This is a genomic window from Variovorax frigidus (assembly GCF_051216515.1).
In the GTDB taxonomy this organism is placed as follows: Bacteria; Pseudomonadota; Gammaproteobacteria; order Burkholderiales; family Burkholderiaceae_C; genus Variovorax.
On record NZ_JBPJZF010000004.1, the window covers coordinates 360,157 to 375,158 of the forward strand.

The 15,002-nt window shown below is 69.3% G+C and carries 10 protein-coding genes and 1 pseudogene; 10 read left to right on the forward strand and 1 reads right to left on the reverse strand.

Annotated features, from left to right (window positions below):
- Window positions 1-2 precede the first annotated feature (2 nt).
- Both ACSFBC_RS13975 and ACSFBC_RS13980 read left to right on the forward strand, forming a co-directional pair.
- Window positions 3-1,229, forward strand: a pseudogene (locus ACSFBC_RS13975) (NAD(P)/FAD-dependent oxidoreductase); the annotation flags it as partial.
- A 71-nt stretch (window positions 1,230-1,300) separates the two neighbouring features.
- Entirely contained in the window at window positions 1,301-4,111 is a 2,811-nt protein-coding gene (locus tag ACSFBC_RS13980) for a nitrate reductase (protein ID WP_435510926.1), read from the forward strand.
- Here the strand turns inward: ACSFBC_RS13980 and ACSFBC_RS13985 are convergent.
- Window positions 4,105-6,384 (reverse strand): DUF6351 family protein, encoded by a 2,280-nt coding sequence (locus ACSFBC_RS13985; RefSeq protein WP_435510927.1) that lies wholly within the window; start codon window positions 6,382-6,384, stop codon window positions 4,105-4,107. The genes ACSFBC_RS13980 and ACSFBC_RS13985 overlap by 7 nt on opposite strands.
- Before the next feature lie 204 nt (window positions 6,385-6,588).
- Here ACSFBC_RS13985 and ACSFBC_RS13990 point away from each other — a divergent pair, with 204 nt between their 5' ends.
- The 8 genes from ACSFBC_RS13990 to ACSFBC_RS14025 all read left to right on the forward strand — a co-directional run bounded on the left by ACSFBC_RS13990 (window position 6,589) and on the right by ACSFBC_RS14025 (window position 15,000).
- Window positions 6,589-7,674: a PAS domain-containing sensor histidine kinase gene (locus ACSFBC_RS13990; RefSeq protein WP_435510928.1), complete on the forward strand. Its 1,086-nt coding sequence runs from the start codon at window positions 6,589-6,591 to the stop codon at window positions 7,672-7,674.
- Window positions 7,671-8,306 carry a response regulator gene (locus ACSFBC_RS13995; RefSeq protein WP_435510929.1) on the forward strand — a complete coding sequence of 212 codons (636 nt, stop codon included), beginning with the start codon at window positions 7,671-7,673 and terminating at the stop codon, window positions 8,304-8,306. The genes ACSFBC_RS13990 and ACSFBC_RS13995 overlap by 4 nt, the downstream gene beginning before the upstream one ends.
- A 140-nt stretch (window positions 8,307-8,446) precedes the next feature.
- Window positions 8,447-10,870, forward strand: a complete 2,424-nt coding sequence (locus ACSFBC_RS14000) for a DUF6351 family protein (protein ID WP_435510930.1) — start codon at window positions 8,447-8,449, stop codon at window positions 10,868-10,870.
- 113 nt (window positions 10,871-10,983) lie between these two features.
- Window positions 10,984-11,889, forward strand: coding sequence for a DNA-binding protein YbiB (ybiB, locus tag ACSFBC_RS14005; protein ID WP_435510931.1), 906 nt, complete (start codon window positions 10,984-10,986; stop codon window positions 11,887-11,889).
- 61 nt (window positions 11,890-11,950) lie between these two features.
- Window positions 11,951-12,763, forward strand: a complete 813-nt coding sequence (cobA, locus tag ACSFBC_RS14010) for a uroporphyrinogen-III C-methyltransferase (RefSeq protein ID WP_435510932.1) — start codon at window positions 11,951-11,953, stop codon at window positions 12,761-12,763.
- 94 nt (window positions 12,764-12,857) lie between these two features.
- Entirely contained in the window at window positions 12,858-13,001 is a 144-nt protein-coding gene (locus ACSFBC_RS14015; RefSeq protein WP_435510933.1) for a hypothetical protein, read from the forward strand.
- Entirely contained in the window at window positions 12,998-13,798 is an 801-nt protein-coding gene (locus tag ACSFBC_RS14020; RefSeq protein ID WP_435510934.1) for a YaeF family permuted papain-like enzyme, read from the forward strand. Before ACSFBC_RS14015 ends, ACSFBC_RS14020 begins: the two co-directional genes overlap by 4 nt.
- A complete protein-coding gene (locus tag ACSFBC_RS14025; RefSeq protein ID WP_435510935.1) occupies window positions 13,795-15,000 on the forward strand; it encodes a BaiN/RdsA family NAD(P)/FAD-dependent oxidoreductase in 1,206 nt (401 codons plus the stop codon). The genes ACSFBC_RS14020 and ACSFBC_RS14025 overlap by 4 nt, the downstream gene beginning before the upstream one ends.
- Window positions 15,001-15,002: the final 2 nt, after the last annotated feature.

Below are 15,002 nucleotides of genomic sequence, written 5' to 3' on the forward strand. Positions count from 1 at the left end.
CCATGGACATGCGCGTGACCAACGCCAGGCAGAAGCAGAAGCTGGTGCTTGTCGGCAACGGCATGGCCGGCGTGCGAACGCTCGAGGAGCTGATCAGGATCGACCCGTCGCTCTACGACATCACGGTGTTCGGCGCCGAGCCCCATCCCAACTACAACCGCATCATGCTGTCGCCGGTGCTCGCGGGCGAGCAGACGCTCGACGAGATCGTGCTCAACCCATGGTCGTGGTACGCGGCGAACGGCATCACCGTGCACGCGGGCCGCAAGGTGGTCGCGATCGACCGCGTGAAACGCATCGTGCGTGCCGATGACGGCACCGAGGCGCCGTACGACCGCCTGCTGCTGTGCACCGGCTCCCATCCCTTCATGCTGCCGGTGCCGGGCAAGGATCTGGCCGGCGTGATCGCCTACCGCGACATCGCCGACACCCAGGCCATGATCGACACCGCGAAGACGCACACGCATGCGGTCGTGATCGGCGGCGGGCTGCTCGGGCTCGAAGCGGCCAACGGCCTGATGCTGCGCGGCATGCAGGTCACGGTGGTGCATGTCCACGCGTGGCTCATGGACCGCCAGCTCGACGACGTGGCGGCTGGCCTGCTGCGCCGCTCGCTGGAAGCCCGCGGCCTGAAGTTCCGGCTCAACGCCCACACGCAGGAGCTCGTGGGCGACGCCGACGGCCGCGTGACGGCCGTGCGTTTCAAAGACGGCACCGAGGCGCCCGCCGACCTGGTGGTGATGGCCGTGGGCATCCGACCCAACGTGCAGCTGGCCGAATCGATGCGCCTGCATTGCGATCGCGGCATCGTGGTGACCGACACGCTGCAGACCGTGACCGATGCGCGCATCTACGCGGTCGGCGAATGCGCAGCCCACCGCGGCATCGCCTACGGCCTGGTCGCGCCGCTGTTCGAGCAGGGGCGCGTGGCCGCCAACCACCTGGCCGAGATGGGCTACGGCCGCTACATGGGTTCGCTCGTTTCCACCAAGCTCAAGGTGACCGGCATCGAGTTGTTCAGCGCGGGCGACTTCATGGGCGGCGAAGGCACCGAGGCCATCGTGCTGAGCGACCCCTTGAGCGGCGTCTACAAGAAGCTGGTGATCAAGGACCACAAGCTGGTCGGCGCCTGCCTCTACGGCGACACGGCGGACGGCGGCTGGTACCTGCGGCTGCTGCGCGAGGCGAGCGATGTGCAGGGGATCCGGGATCGGCTGATGTTCGGGGAAGTGCATGGCTGACGTGGGCAGTCGCGCCTCTTCTTTTCCCTCTCCCCGAGGGGAGAGGGAGTCAAGACAACATGGCTGAAACCAGATCCACCTGCCCCTACTGCGGCGTCGGCTGCGGCGTGATCATCGAATCCGAGGGCGCGCAAATCACCGGCGTGCGCGGCGACCCCACGCATCCGGCCAACTTCGGGCGCCTGTGCACCAAGGGTTCGACACTGCATCTCACCGCGACCGCCGAAGTCACGGTGCAGACCCGTCTGCTGAAGCCGATGCAACGCGCAAGGCGCAACGCAGCACCCGCGAACATCGGCTGGAACGAAGCGCTGACCACGGCCGCCGACAAGTTCGCCCAAGTCATCCGCGACCACGGCCCCGACGCGGTCGGCTTCTATATCTCGGGCCAGCTTCTGACCGAGGACTACTACGTCTTCAACAAGCTGGCCAAGGGCCTGATCGGCACCAACAACATCGACACCAACTCGCGCCTGTGCATGAGCAGCGCGGTCGCGGGCTACAAGAAGACACTGGGCGCAGATGCGCCGCCCGCCTGCTACGAGGACTTCGACGCGGCGCAGTGCCTGTTCATCGTGGGCAGCAACACGGCCTGGGCCCACCCCGTCGCGTTCCGCCGCATCGAGGATGCGAAGCGTGCCAACCCGGCGATGAAGATCGTCGTGGTCGACCCGCGCCGCACCGACACCTGCGAGCTCGCCGACCTGCACCTCGCGATCCGGCCCGGTACCGACGTGATGCTGTTCCACGGCCTGTTGCACCTGATGCTGCGCGAGGGCTGGACCCAACCCCGCTACATCGCCGCCCACACCACGGGCTTCGAAGCGCTGGAACGCAGGGTGCGCGACTGCACGCCCGATCGCGTCGCCCAGGTCTGCGGCATCGACGCGAAGGACCTGCACGAGACCGCGCGCCTGTTCGCCACCTCGGCCGCGACGCTGAGCCTGTATTGCCAGGGGCTCAACCAGTCGTCCTCGGGCACCGCGAAGAACGCGGCGCTGATCAACCTGCACCTGGCCACGGCACAGATCGGCCGGCCCGGCGCCGGCCCCTTCTCGCTCACGGGCCAGCCCAACGCGATGGGCGGCCGCGAGGTCGGCGGCATGGCCAACCTGCTGGGCGCGCACCGCGATCTGGCGAACCCGGCGCACCGTGCGGAGGTCGCGGCACTGTGGGGCGTGCCGGACGTGCCGGCCACGCCGGGCCGGACCGCGGTCGAGATGTTCCAGGCCGCGGCAGACGGCGAGATCCGCGCGCTGTGGATCGCCTGCACCAACCCCGCGCAGTCGATGCCCGACCAGGCCACGGTGCGGCGCGCATTGGAGCGCTGCGAATTCGTCATCGTGCAGGAAGCCTTCGCCACCACCGCGACCTGCGCCTTCGCCGACTTGCTGCTGCCGGCCACCACCTGGGGCGAGAAGGTCGGCACCGTGACCAACAGCGAACGCCGCATCTCGCGCGTGCGCCCGGCCGTGCCGGCGCCCGGCGCGACGCGGCACGACTGGTCGGCCGTGGTCGACTTCGCGCAGCGGCTCGAAGCGCACCTGCCCGCGCGCAGCGCACGCGCCCTCTTCCCCTACGCGCTCGACAGCGCCGAGGGCGCCGAAGCGATCTGGAACGAACATCGCGAGAGCACGCGCGGCCGCGACCTCGACATCACCGGCCTGAGCTGGGCGATGCTCGACGAAAAAGGTCCGCAGCAATGGCCGCTGCCGGAAGGCCGGTCGACGGGCCTCGCACGCCTCTACGAAGACGGCGTGTTCCCCACCCCGGACGGCCGCGCCCGTTTCTTCGACGCGGCCTACCAGCCCGTCGCCGAAGCCCCCGATGCAGCCTTCCCCTTCTCGCTCAACACCGGACGCCTGCGCGACCAGTGGCACGGCATGAGCCGCACCGGCACGCTGGGCCGGCTGTACGGCCATGCGCCCGAGCCCGCGGTGCAGATGCATCCGCAGGACATGGCGCGTGGCCACATCGGCGAAGGCGAACTGGTGCGGGTCGCGTCCCGGCGCGGCGTCATCGTGTTGCCCGCGCAGGGCAGCGCAGACATCGGCCTCGGCCAGAGCTTCATCGCAATGCACTGGGGCGAGGAAGCCCTGAGCGGACACGACGACCAGGGCCGGCGGCTGGCCGGCGTGAATGCGCTCAGCACGCCGGCCTTCTGCCCCGATTCGAAGCAGCCCGAACTCAAGCACGCGGCCGTGCGCATCGACCGCGCGGAGTTGCCGTGGTCGCTGCTGGCGATGGCCTGGCTGCCCGGCGACAGCGCGCTGTCGACGCGACGCGCGCTCATGCCCCTGATGGCGAAGTTCGCGTTCGCGAGCTGCGTGCCCTTCGGCGCAGGCACCGCGCGCAGCGGCCTGCTGTTCCGCGCGGCAGCCGCGAACGCACCGGACGATGGGCTGCTCGACCGGATCGAAATGCTGATGGGCCTGCAGGACCCGCGCACGCTGCGCTACCTCGACCGCCAGCGCGGCCAGCGCCGCGCCGCTCGGCTCGTGCCGCGCGCCGACGGCAGCGCGGGCCTCGAAGCCTTCCTGCTCGGCGGTGACACGCGCGCCGGTGCCTGGATCGGCACGCTGCTGCGCGAGGAACTGCCCGCGCAGCAGCACGGCCGCCTGCTGCTGTCACCCGGCGCCACGCCGCCGATGGCGATGACGTCGCGCGGCAAGCCCGTGTGCAACTGTTTCGACGTCAGCGACCTCGCGATCCACGCCGAGCTCTCACGCTGCAGCGGCGCCGGCGACGCGCGGCTGGCCCATCTGCAGACCACGCTGAAATGCGGCACGCAGTGCGGTTCCTGCATGCCCGAGCTGCGCCGCATGGTGCGCCTCCACCTGCCGACCGCAGCGGCCGAAGTCGTTCAATAGCGCAGCCAGGTCCCTTTCAATGCCGCCTGGCCGACGCCCGGCTTCGAGAAGTCGCAGACGCCCTCGGGGAAGATGGCTTCGAGCCTCAGCTTCTCGGTCGGGCTGAACGCCGCCGGCGCCGTCAGGAAATCATCGTCGCGCAGCGGCTTGAGCTGGCACTTGACCACGTTGTCCGCCAGCGGCCCGCCGGCGACCATGCGCGGTGCCGGCGTCTTGGGATAGAGCGTGTTGCAGGTGCCGGCGCCATCGTAGGTCGCGGTCTCGTTGACGCGCGCGCTGTTGCGCACGTCCCAGCACGCGTCGACCGCTTGCGCCGGTTTGAGGCGTGCCACCTTGTCGGCCGTGAGCGGCGCGGTGTCGACGCCGATCGCATCGAGCCACTGGGCCATCAGGTCCAGCCGCGCGAACAGCGTGTCGCGCAGCAGCGCACCCAGCGGCGCGACCTGGCCCGGCATGCCGATCAGCGCCGCGAGCTGCGGGTTCGGGAACAGCCAGATCACCTGGTTGTCCGAACGGCCGTTGGCCTGCTGCAGCTGCGCGCGGATCTTGAGGTCGTTGTAGATCGTGTGGATGTCGGCACCCGGCTCGGCATAGGGATGCAGGCCCAGCATCGGCACGGTCGCCAGCCCGCCGCCGCCGCTGCCGATGCGGCCCAGCGTGTAGGCCCGAGCCAGCCCCTCGGCATCGGCCACGGTGCGCTGCGCCGAAAGGTTGCCGTCGGCGTCGAAGCCGCCGACCTTCTCGTTGAGGTCCAGGAACTCGGTCACCGAGATCTGGCCCTTCCTCAACGCGTCCAGACCGTAGGCCACGCCCACGTTGTCGAGCGGACGGCGCGCGATGCCGGTGGCCGGGTCGACGCCCAGCGATTTGGCGTTGATGTCGTACACGGTGCAGCGCGCACCGCCGCGGTTGCTCACCGGGTGGTAGACCTTGGTCGAATCGATCAGGCCGCAGGCCGGCGAGACCGAGCCGCTGGTGGCCAGCACCGCATCGCCATTGCCCGCACTCCAGTTCGCGCAGGTGTTCTTGAGATGCCCTTCGACCGCCTTGCGCGTGGCATCGCTGAACGGGAAGCCTGGGCTCGCCGCGTTGCTGAAGTAGGTATGGAGCAAGCGGCAGTCCGACACCGCGAGTGCGGTGCTGAAGACGTCGGGGAAGGCCGCATCGGGCATCAGGCCGTCGAGGATGCCCGGGTAGTTCTGCGCGATCAGCATCTGCTGGATCGCACCGCCCGAGCCGCCCATGCCTACCATCCAGCGCGGCAGGCCGTAGCGCTTGGCGATGTGCTCGCGCAGCATCATCGCGGTCTCGGCTGCCAGCACGTCGTTGACGTTGACCTTGTTGATGTTGAGCGTGGAGAGCACATAGGCATAGCCCTTGCCCAGCGCGTAGAGGCTCTGCCGGTCGGTCGCATCGGCCTTGAACACCTCGTTCAGGCTGTTCGAGCCCTGGTTGTACTGCGCCGCGGTCGATTCGCCGAAGCGGAACACGATGCGTCCGTTCCAGCCGGCCGGGTTCCAGCGCCCGGCCTCGGTCGGGTCGTCGAGCACGCCGATGCGGTAGATCGAGCGGTTGATCGTGCCCGACTCCACGCGCACGATGAAGGGCACGGTCTTGCCGTCCTGCGTGGTCGTGGTGGCCAGGTCGACCGGGCGCGGGCCCAGCGGATCGGCCAATGGCTTGCGCGTGCCGGCTGCATCGAAGTAGAACCAGTCGTAGCGCGCGGCAACCGAGCAGTCGGCGTCCTGCGGTGCGCCCAGTGCCGACTCGACCGTGCGGCATTCGAAGGGTTTGAGGTGCTCGCCCGAGAACACCGGCCCTGTGACGGGGTGGTTGACCAGGACCAGCGTGCCGGCGGCCTTGTCGCCCGCGCTCGCGGCCAGCGTGTTCTCGCCTTGCGCCAGACCCGCCACCAGCCCGCGCAGCGAACGCCCGCCGGCCTGCGCGGTGAAAGCGGCGCTGACGTCTTCGCCGTTGCGCCTCACGCGCACGTCGCCCGCCGCCACACCCTCGGGCAGCGCGACCTCGACCAGTGCGTCGCCGCCGGTCACCATGTCGGGGCGGCTCGAAAGGCTGCTCAGCGTCAGGGCGGCCACGACGGGCGGCGTCACGGGGTCGCCGCCGTTGCCGCTCCCATTGCCGTCGCCGGGCACCACCCCGCCGGGGGCGGCGCTGTTGCCGCTGCCGCCGCCGCAACTCACGAGCAACAAGGCCGCCAGGCTCAGGGCCCACGGCCGCAGGAAGCGTTTCGGGGGGCGCGCGCAAGGTGTCATTCGGCTCTCCAGCAGATCGCAAAGGCGCGACTGTAGGGAAAAGCAGTGCGATATCTGTCAGATAAACGGGTGCGGCCCATCGGGGAAACACGGATGCCGGAGCACGCTTTCCTTCGCCTCCACTGTCATCGCATCGTCATAATTCCCACGTTGGCAGCAGCCGGAGCCCGTGCGCACAGACGCGATACAAGCGGGCCGACAAAGATGAGACAACCCTCCGACACCGCGCCTTTCGACGTGCAGTCCGTCCCGTTCCGCGGCATCGTGGAACAGTCGGTCGCAGGCATCTACATCCTGCAGGACGAGCACTTCCAGTACACCAACGCCACCTTCTCGGGCATGGCCGGCTACTCGACCGACGAGGTGGTGGGCAAGCCGCTGCGCGACTGCGTGCCCGTCTACTACGTCGGTGAGGTGATGGACCGCTACCGACGGCGCATCTCCGGCGAGGTCCGCAGCATGCACTTCGTCACGCACGGCCTGCACCGCGACGGCAGCGTGGTCCACATCGACGTGCATGGCCAGTCGATGCAGTTCCGCGGCCGGCCGGCGGTGGTGGGCGTGGGCGTCAACGTGACCGAGCAGATCAAGCGCGACGCCGAACTGCTGGAGTCGCGCTACGAGTACCGCGAGCTGGCCTCGCGCCTGAACACCATGCGCGAACAGCAGCGCGCCGAGTACGCGCGCGAGGTGCACGACGTGCTGGGCGGCCTGCTGACCTCGATGAAGCTCGACGTGGGCCGCATCGCGCGCCGTTCGCGCTCGACCGCGATCCGCGGCATCGCGGCCGACCTGAATGCACTGCTGGTCGAGGCCATCGACAACGTGCGGGAGCTGTCGGAGTCGATGCGGCCGCAGGCGCTCGATCACCTGGGCCTGGGCGCGGCCATCGCTGGCCATGTGCAGCGCTTTCGCGAACGCTCCGAACTGCGCGTGAGCCTGGAGCCGCCGGAGTTCGACATCGACCTGCCGCGCTGGCGCTCGATCGGCGTGTTCCGCATCTTCCAGGAGGCGCTGACCAACGTGGCGCGCCATGCGCACGCCACCGGCGTGGCCATCCGCTTCAGGCGCGACACGCATGATTTCTGGCTGGAGATCGAGGACGACGGCACGGGCTTCAACGTCGACGAGCCCGACCTCGCGTCGATGCGCAAGTCGCTCGGCCTGATCTCGATGCGCGAGCGCGCCTACGAACTCGGCGGCACGCTGACCATCGATTCGGCACCGCATGCCGGCACCCGCGTGACGCTGCACGCCCCCATCGTCTCGAACCCGCTGGTACGCACATGACCCGCCTGCTGATCATCGACGACCATGCGATGTTCCGCGCGGGCCTGCGCAAGGTACTGCAGGATGCGCCGGAGATCACGGCGATCGCCGAAGCCGGCGACTGGCATGGCGGCATGGCCTGCCTCGAGGCGCAGCCGATCGACGTGCTGCTGCTCGACATCAACATGCCCGGTTGCAGCGGGCTCGACCTGATCGGACCGATCCTCGAACGCTTCAAGTCGCTGCGCATCGTCATGCTGAGCATGTACTCCGAGCCGCAGTACGCGGTGCGCGCGCTGCGCAACGGGGCACACGGCTACGTGGCCAAGGACATGGAGGCGGTCGACCTGATCGCGGCCATCCGCATCGTGAGCCGGGGCCGGCAGTTCGTCGCGCCTGCGATCACCCGGGCGCTGATGGACACCGCGCAGGGCCTGGCGCCCGACCCGCGCCCGCACGAGCGGCTCTCGTCGCGCGAGTCGGAGATCCTGCGCATGATCGTGGGCGGCGATTCGCTCACGGCCATTGCCGAGCGGCTCGCGATCAACGTCAAGACGGTCAGCACCTACCGCCGACGCCTGCTCGAGAAGATGGCGCTGGGCTCGAACGCCCAACTGGTGCAGTACGCGGTGCACCACCGACTGGTGGACTGAGGCCCTGTCGTCCGTCATCGATATCTGACAGTCGATGCCCGGGTGTCTGACTTGTGGCGGCGGCACCTCCTCCCTAGCATGACTGCGGGTTGCAGGCTTGAGGGCCGCGCCCCGTCAGCACAACAATCGAGGAGACAGACATGAGTTCTTGGAAGCGGATCGCGGTCTGCACGGCGGGCGCGATCGTGATCGCTGCCTGCGGCGGCGGAAGTGACGACAGCAACGGCGGCGGCGGCTCGGCAGTGACGCCACCGACGACGACACCCCCCATCACCACGCCACCGGCCGAAACGACGATCGCGCTGCAGTTGCTGTCGAGCCGGCCCGAGCAGGTGTCGGGCGGCGACGCACGCATCGCCGTGCTCGCATCGACAGCCGACCAGGGCCAGCTCGAGCTGTGGCTCAACGACGCCTTGATCAGCCCCACGCTGACCGCGAGCGCCGACCGGCTCGAAGGCGTGGTCAGCGGCCTGCAGCTCGGCGCCAACACGCTGTCGCTGCGCCACAAGACGCGCGGCAAGCTCGACACGCTCACGTTGACCAACCACCCGATCACCGGCCCGATGTTCGCCGGCCCCAAGCAGGAACCCTTCGTCTGCTCGGTGCTGACCGAGCTCGGCAAGGAGCCGCGGGTCGACACCGCCGACCCCAAGTACTACGCGGTCAAGGACGCAGGCGGCGCCACCATCGGCTACAGCCAGCACTGCTCGATCGATTCCTACGTGCAGTACTACTACATGCCCGTGGGCGGCACCACGCACAGCCATTACCTGCCGCTGCCGACCGACGGATCGCGCCCGGCCAACATCGCCAAGACCACGCTGACCGACGGCCGCACGGTCGACTTCGTCGTGCGCTGGGAACGCGGCACGATCAACCGCTTCATCTACCAGTACGTGATGCTCGCGCCCTTCGGCGAAGACCCGACGAAGCCCGACACCACGCTGTGGAACCGGAAGCTGGTCTACCACTTCCAGGGCGGCGTGGGCTTCGGCCACTACCAGGGCGGCCCCGACAAGCGCGCCGGCCTGGTCGATGCCATCGGCAAGGGCTATGCCATCGCCTACTCCACCGGCAACCGCACGGGAGAGCACTACGACATGATCCTCGGCGGCGAGACCGCGCTGATGACCAAGGAAGGCTTCGTCAAGCGCTACGGCGTGCCCAGCTACACGGTGGGCCTGGGCGCCTCGGGCGGCGGCATCCAGCAGTACCTCTATCCACAGAACCACCCGGGCCTGATCGACGCGGCCATCGCGGTGCAGCCCTATCCCGACATGGTGGGCCAGATCCCGCACGTGGGCGACTGCGAACTGCTCGAGTACTACATGGACGTCACGGACCGCGCCAACAACAGGTGGACCGATGACATCAAGAACCGTACCTTGTTGGTCGGCATGAACGCCGAAGAGAGCGTCAAGAATCCGTACTTCGGTCTGCAGGGCTATCTGCCCAACGTCCGGATGGCCACCGGCTCCACCGAGTGCCGCAAGGCCTGGCAAGGCCTGACCGCTGGCGCGATGAACCCGAAGTTCGATGCCGACGGCATCATGGCCAAGGGCGCGGCGCGCATGAACATGGCGGCCTTCGGCACCATCCCGTTCAGCCACTTCGACGACGTGCGCAACGTCTACGGCATCGGTGCCGACGGCTACCCGCGCTCGACCTGGGACAACGTGGGCGTGCAATACGGCCTGCAGTCGATGAAGGACGGCAAGATCACGCCGGCCGAATTCGTCGACCTCAACTTCAAGGTCGGCGGCTGGAAGCGCATGAGCGAGATGGTGTCGGAAGGCTTCCCCTACAACGGCACCGGCAGTGCGGAGCAGATGAAGGTGGTCAACGACGCCAGCTACTTCGACCCCTGGGGCAGCCGCAACATGAACGGCTGGAACCCGGCCACGCCCGCGGTGCCGGCACCGCGCACGCACGGCGACCTGGAAGCCATCCAGGCATTGCAGCGCTCGGGCCTGGTGTTCACCGGCAAGACCGACATCCCGACCATCGACTGGCATCCGTACCTGGAGCACAAGCTCGACATGCACAACGTGCACCAGTCCTTCGCGATCCGCCAGCGCATCCGCCACAAGATGGGCAATGCGGACCATCAGGCGATCTGGTTCACCGAGACGCGCGACGCGAGCGCGACCTTCGACCAGACGCCGATGGCGCTGGAGGTGATGGACGAATGGATGGCCCGCATCCGCGCCACCCCGACTCGGAGCGTCGCGGCCAGCCGGCCCGAGCGCGCGGTCGACAGCTGCTTCGACAAGGACGGCGCGCTGATGGCCAAGGGCACGGGCGTGTGGGCCGGCGTGCTCGACACCCAGCCGCGCGGCGCCTGCACGCAGGCCTTCCCGATGTACGGCACCTCGCGCACCGTCGCGGGCGGGCCGATCGAGGGCGGCATCTTCAAGTGCGCGCTCAAGCCAGTGGACACGGCGCTGCGCGACGGCACCTATGGCAGCTGGGCGCCGACGCCCACGGAAATCCAGAAGTTGCAGACCATCTTTCCCGAAGGCGTCTGCGACTTCGGCAAGCCCGGTCAGGGCGCACCGTCCTGATTGGGGCCTGAACCTCGCCCGAAGCCACCGCTCGCGGTGGCTTTTTTCATGGGCACAAGGGCATAAGCAACTGCGCCATCCGGCATAAGTCTTGCTGGACAATCCCCACACCCATGGGAATCAGCCACTACATCAAGGAAATCGGCCGCGGCGCGCGAGGCGCCCGGCCGCTCACGCGCGAGCAATCGGCCGATCTGTTCGGCCAGGTGCTCGACGGCACGGTCACCGACCTCGAACTGGGCGGCTTCTGCCTGGCCATGCGCATCAAGGGCGAGACGCCCGAGGAGATGGCGGGTTTTCTCGATGCCACCCATGCACGGCTCGACCATTTTCCGGTGCCGGGCCGCGCGCTGGTCGTGCTGCCCAGCTACAACGGCGCGCGCAAGCTGCCGGTGCTCACGCCCCTGCTGGCCCTGCTGCTGGCGCGCGAAGGCCTGCCCGTGTTGGTGCATGGCAGCGCCAGCGAATCGAGCCGGGTGCTGGCCTCGAACGTGCTGGCCGGGCTCGACGTGCACGCGCTCGACACGGTGCGGCCGATCGCCGACGGCGAAGTCGCCTTCGCGCCGACCGCGCTGCTCAACCCTGCCCTCAAGCGGCTGCTCGACGTGCGCCGCGTGGTCGGCCTGCGCAACCCGGGCCACAGCGTGGTCAAGCTGATGCGGCCCACGACGGGCCCCTGCGTGGTGGTGGCCAGCTACACCCATCCGGCCTATGCCACGGTGATGGGCGAGACCTTCACGCTCACCGGCACCACCGCCCTGCTCTCGCGCGGGCTCGAAGGCGAAGTGGTCTCGGACCCGCGCCGCACCGCGCAGATCGACGGCTACCTGCGCGGCGAACGCCAGGAACTGCAGGCCCAGCAGCCGGGCACGCTGACCGAGGTGCCGGGCCTGCCGGCCGAGATCGACATCGAGACGACCGTGCGCTACACGCAGCGCGTGCTGGCGGGCGAACTGCCGCTGCCCGAGGCGATCGCGGTACAGGTCGAACACATCAAGAAACTGGCAGCCCACGCATGAGCGCCGTGCCAGGCCGCCCCCCACAAGATCGCACCGCAGCGCGTTGCGCGGAGGTTGTCGAATGAACCCCTTTCTCACCGGCCGCTGCACGCTGGTCGGCGCCGGCCCCGGCGATCCCGACCTGCTGACGCTCAAGGCCGTCAAGGCGATCCAGGCCGCGACCGTGCTGTTCGTCGACGATCTGGTGAACGACGCGATCCTGGCGCATGCGCGACCGGGCGCGCGCATCGTGCACGTCGGCAAGCGCGGCGGCTGCAAGAGCACGCCCCAGGCCTTCATCGAGAAGCTCATGATCACGGCGGTGCGCGAAGGCGAGACCGTGGTGCGGCTCAAGGGCGGCGATCCCTTCATCTTCGGCCGGGGCGGCGAAGAGGTGGAGCACCTTCGCGAAGCGGGCATCGAATGCACCGTGGTCAACGGCATCACGGCCGGCCTGGCGGCCGTGACCGCGCTGGGCGTGCCGCTGACGCACCGCGACCGCGCGCAGGGCGTGGTCTTCGTCACCGGGCATGCCAAGACCGGCCTCGACGCCCACGACCCGACCGACTGGCGCGGCCTGGCCGCGACCGCGCACAACGCGCGGCTCACGCTGGTGATCTACATGGGTGTGGCGGGCGCCGCGCACATCGAGCGCGAACTGCTGCAAGGCCTGCCGGCGACCACGCCGGTGGCCGTGATCCAGCATGCGAGCCTGCCGAAGCAGCGTCACATCGTGACCACGCTCGAGCGGCTGTCGCTCGACATGGCCGAGGCGGGCCTGGGCAGCCCGGCGGTGATCGTGGTGGGCGATGTGCTGCAGGGGCTGCAGGGGCTGCAGGCCGCTGGCATCGCAGACACGAAGAGCGACGCGGCTCCGCACCGCAACGCCGGCTGAACCCGCCCGGCCGGGGCGTCCGGCGCGAGGCTGACCCAAAGCAGGCCGCCCTAGAATCCGCCCTCTTCCCACAACAACAAATCCCGGGGGCGAGATGCTGGAGCTCGACAAACTCAATGAATTCACCGAAAGCCACGGCCAGTTGCAGCGTGGCCGCGGCCTGGTCACGGGCTCCATCGCGCTGTATGCGGCGCACTACGCCTTCCTCGACCCCCTCTTCGGAAGGCTGAGCCGGTGATCTCGCGGCGCGTCGGCGCACTCCTCACGCTCGTCACCCTCGGAGCCGCGCTGCTGACGGCCGGCTGCGCCTCGCGCTTCGAGGCCTCGCCCGACGGCGGCCTGCCGCGGCTCAACGTGCAGAGCTCGGCCATCGCGCCGGGCAACGGCGGCGAACTCATCACGCCGGCCGTGCTCGAGCCGGGCGACATCCTGCTGACCTCGGTCGCCACGCTGGGCTCCTTCGGCATCCGGCTGGGCACCTTCTCGCCGGTGAGCCATGCGGTGGTTTACCTGGGCGACGGCCAGATCGCCGAAGCCGTGGGCGACGGCGTGCGTTCGCGCCGCATCGAGGAGGTGGTGGCGGAGGAGCAGATGGTGGTCGCCTTCCGCCATCCGGGCATGGACGCCGCGCATGCCGAGCGGCTGCGCGCCTGGGCGCTGACCCAGGTCGGCACCGAATACAACACCGTCGGCGTGATGCTCAATGCGCCCTTCGTGCTGAACCGCCGGATCTGCGAACTGCCGCTGATCCCGGGCCCGGCGCGCGAGTTCTGCCTGCGCGGCTTCGCGATGGTGCAGCTCGGCGTCAGCCGCAACGACCAGTTCTTCTGCTCGCAGTTCGTGCTCGAGGCCTACAACCAGGCCGGCCTGCCCGTGACCACGGCCGATCCGCGCTGGGTCAGCCCGGCCGACCTGCTGCACATGCGCGAGGGCGACGTGCCTTCGATTCCCGCCACCCAACCGCTGCGTTACGTGGGCCATCTCAAATACAACCCGCCGCCGGTGATCACCGCCGACGGCGCCGACTCCCGTTGAACTTCGACGCCATCATCATCGGCGCCGGCGCCGCGGGGCTCTTCTGCGCCGCGCAGGCCGGCCAGCGCGGCCGCCGCGTGCTGCTCATCGACCACAGCGAACGCGTGGCCGAGAAGATCCGCATCTCGGGCGGGGGCCGCTGCAACTTCACCAACCGCGACCTCGACCCGCGCGCGCCGCAGAAGCACTTCGTGGGCGAGAACCCCAACTTCTGCCGCTCGGCGCTGTCGCGCTACACGCCGCAGCAGTTCGTCGCGCTGGTCGAACGCCACGGCATCGCGTACCACGAGAAGCACAAGGGCCAGCTGTTCTGCGACGGGCCCTCGCAGCAGATCATCGACATGCTGCTGGCCGAATGCACGGCCGGCGGCGTCACGCGCTGGCAGCCCTGCGCGGTGCGGGCGGTGACCCACACACCGGACGACGGCGGTCGCTACCGCCTGGACACCGACCGCGGCCCGGTCGAGGCACCGCGCCTGGTCATCGCGACCGGCGGGCTCTCGATCCCGCAACTGGGCGCGAGCGACTTCGGCTACCGGATCGCGCGCCAGTTCGGCCTGCGCGTGATCGATCCGCGGCCCGCGCTGGTGCCGCTGACATTTGCCGGCGAGGGCTGGGCGCCCTACGCCTCGCTGGCGGGCCTGGCGCTGCCGGTGCAGATCGAAACCGGCGCCAAGAAGGAGCGCATGGTCTTCCTCGAGGACCTGCTGTTCACCCACCGCGGCCTGTCGGGGCCGGCGGTGCTGCAGATCTCCAGCTACTGGCGCGAAGGCGCGCCGCTGCGCATCGATTTCGCCCCGGGCACCGACATCGCCGCATCACTGGGCGAAGCCAAGACCCGTTCGCGCAAACGCATCGCCAACGAACTCGCCACCCTCGTGCCCTCGCGCCTGGCCGACGCCTGGGTCGGCGACGATCCCGCGCTGCAACGCCCGGTCAACGAGGCGACCGACCGTTCACTGGCCCAGCTGGCCGAGCGCATCGCGCGCTGGCAGATCACGCCCAACGGCACCGAGGGCTACAAGAAGGCCGAGGTGACGGCCGGCGGCGTCGACACCCGCGACCTGTCCTCGCAGACGCTGGAGTCGAAGCAACCCGGCCTGCATTTCATCGGCGAAACCGTCGACGTGACCGGCTGGCTCGGCGGTTACAACTTCCAGTGGGCCTGGGCCAGCGCCAACGCCTGCGCCGAAGCGCTCTGAGC